The organism is Desertihabitans aurantiacus (assembly GCF_003344635.1).
Classification (GTDB): Bacteria; Actinomycetota; Actinomycetes; order Propionibacteriales; family Propionibacteriaceae; genus Desertihabitans; species Desertihabitans aurantiacus.
This window is the reverse complement of record NZ_QPKK01000406.1, coordinates 1-2,266: the sequence shown is the minus strand read 5'-3', so window position 1 is coordinate 2,266 and position 2,266 is coordinate 1. Positions and strand designations below refer to the sequence as shown.

Here is a 2,266-nt window from a genome sequence, read left to right as displayed (position 1 = left end):
CGACCGCCCTGGTCGGCCGTGCGCTGCTGCAGGTGGCCGGCGACCCGGAGCGGGCGGCCGACGGCGACCGCGGTCCGGTGCCGGCCGGTGCGCGTCGACGCCGTCGGGTGGTGGTCGCGGGGACGCTGGTGGTCGGGACGGCGCTGCTCGGCTGGTCGCTGACCCGCCCGCCCGGCGACCCCTGGTTCGTCACCTCCACCTTCGCCCTGGCCGCGGTCTGGGTGGTCGGCGCGCTGCTCTCGGGCCCGCTGCCGCTGGGCCGGTGGGTGACCGGCTCGGGACGGGTGGTGCGGCCGGTGCTGCCGGGGCTGGGAATCGGGGCGTCGGCGGTCGCCCTGTTCTGCGCCGGCGGGTTCCTGGTCTCCCAGGTCGAGGTGCTGCAGGCCGCCGTGCTGGCCGTGCTGTCGCACCTGCAGTGGTCGGGGCTCGGGCTGGTGGTGGCCGCGGCGCTGGTCAACGCGGTGGCCGAGGAGCTGTTCTTCCGCGGCGCCCTGCACGACGCGGTCGACGAGCCCCGACGTCCCTGGCGCGCGGTGCTGGCCACCACCGTCGTCTACACGGTGGTGACGGCCGCCTCGCTCAACGTGGCGCTGGTGCTGGCGGCGGCGTTGCTCGGCACCCTGTGCGGGCTGCACCGCCGGGCCACCGGCGGGGTGCTGGGGCCGGTGCTGGTGCACGTGGTCTGGTCCACCGGGATGGTGGTCCTGCTCCGGCCGGTGGTGCTGGCGGCCGGATGAGCCGGGCGCCGGCCCACTAGGGTCGGCGGCAGCCGGCGGAGGAGGGGCAGTGCGGCAGCAGGACGGGCAGCGGCGGGGCACCGCGCTGGTGACCGGGGCGACCGGGTACATCGGCTCGCGGCTGGTCCCGGCGCTGCTGGCCGACGGCTGGACGGTCCGGGTGCTCACCCGCTCCGCCGACCGGCTCCGGCGCCACCGGTGGGGCGACCGGGTCGAGGTGGCGGAGGGCAGCGCCGACGACCGCGCCGCTCTGGACGAGGCGCTGGCCGGGGTGGACGTGGCTTTCTGGCTGATCCACTCGATGGACGGTGACGGCGACTTCGCCGCCCGGGACCGCGAGCTCACCGGCTCCTTCGCCGAGGCCTGCGACCGGGCCGGCGTCGGCCGGATCGTCTACCTCGGCGGGCTCTACCCCGAGGGGGAGGAGCTGTCCCCGCACCTGGCCTCCCGCCGCGAGGTCGAGCAGATCGTGCTGGCGGCCCGAACGCCGGCGGTGGTGCTGCGGGCTGCGGTGGTCGTCGGCAGCGGCTCGGCGTCGTTCGAGATGCTGCGCCACCTCACCGAGCGGCTCCCGGTGGTGCTCGGGCCGGCCTGGCTCGACAACCGCATCCAGCCGGTCGCGATCGCCGACGTGCTGCGCTACCTCACCGGGGTGGCTGCCGCGCCCGGACGGCTCGACCGCGCCTTCGACATCGGCGGCCCCGAGGTCCTCACCTACCGCCAGATGATCCAGCGCTACGCCCGGCAGGCCGGTCTCCCGCCGCGGCTGGTCCGCACGGTGCCGGCCCTCATCCCCCGGCTGGCGAGCCAGTGGGTCGGTCTGGTGACGCCGGTGCCGAGCGGACTGGCCCAACCGCTGGTCGGCAGCCTGGTGCACGAGGTGGTCTGCGGCGAGCACGACATCGCCGAGGTCGTCCCCGACCCGCCGCAGGGGCTGCGCGGGTTCGACGGCGCCGTCGCCGACGCCCTGGCCGAGCCCGACCCGGAGCGCTTCCCGGCCGGGCACAGCGACGCCGACCCCTCCTGGGCCGGCCCGGTCGTCAACACCGACCGCTACACCACCACCATCGCCGCCGCCCCCGAGGACGTCTGGGCGGCGCTGCGGGCGGTGGTGCTGGGGCATCCGGCGGCCCGCGGCTGGTGGGTGGAGCAGCAGAGCACCCCGCCGCACCGGCTCGTGCTGCGCCCGCGCCGCGAGCTGACCGGACGCACCCAGCTGACCGCCACGGTCGAGCCCGTCCCGGCCGGGTCGCGGCTCACCCTGCGCACCGAGCACCGGCCGCGCGGGCTGGCCGGGCAGCTCGGGTGGGTGCTGTCGGCCCCGCTGCGGGTGGTCGCGCAGGTGGTGGGCCAGCGGGCGGTCGCCCAGCAGGCGGTGGCCGGGCGCGAGCCCGCCGCCGGGGGAGCGGGGAGCGCCCGGAGGTGACGACACCGATCGACCGCGTCCGCCAGCTGTCCGTGACGGCAGCGCTGGTCCTGTGCCTGGTCGGTCTGGTGCTCGGCGAGGGGACGGTCGGCGCCCCGGCCGC

General features: G+C 77.4%; 2 protein-coding genes. Both read left to right on the top strand.

What is annotated here, in order from left to right; translation table 11 throughout:
* A partial coding sequence (locus tag DVA66_RS19580; protein WP_114561486.1) for a CPBP family glutamic-type intramembrane protease occupies positions 1-737 on the top strand: 737 nt, incomplete at its 5' end.
* Positions 738-786: 49 nt separating this feature from the next.
* Positions 787-2,163 carry an NAD(P)H-binding protein gene (locus DVA66_RS19575; protein ID WP_232822084.1) on the top strand — a complete coding sequence of 459 codons (1,377 nt, stop codon included), beginning with the start codon at positions 787-789 and terminating at the stop codon, positions 2,161-2,163.
* Positions 2,164-2,266: the final 103 nt, after the last annotated feature.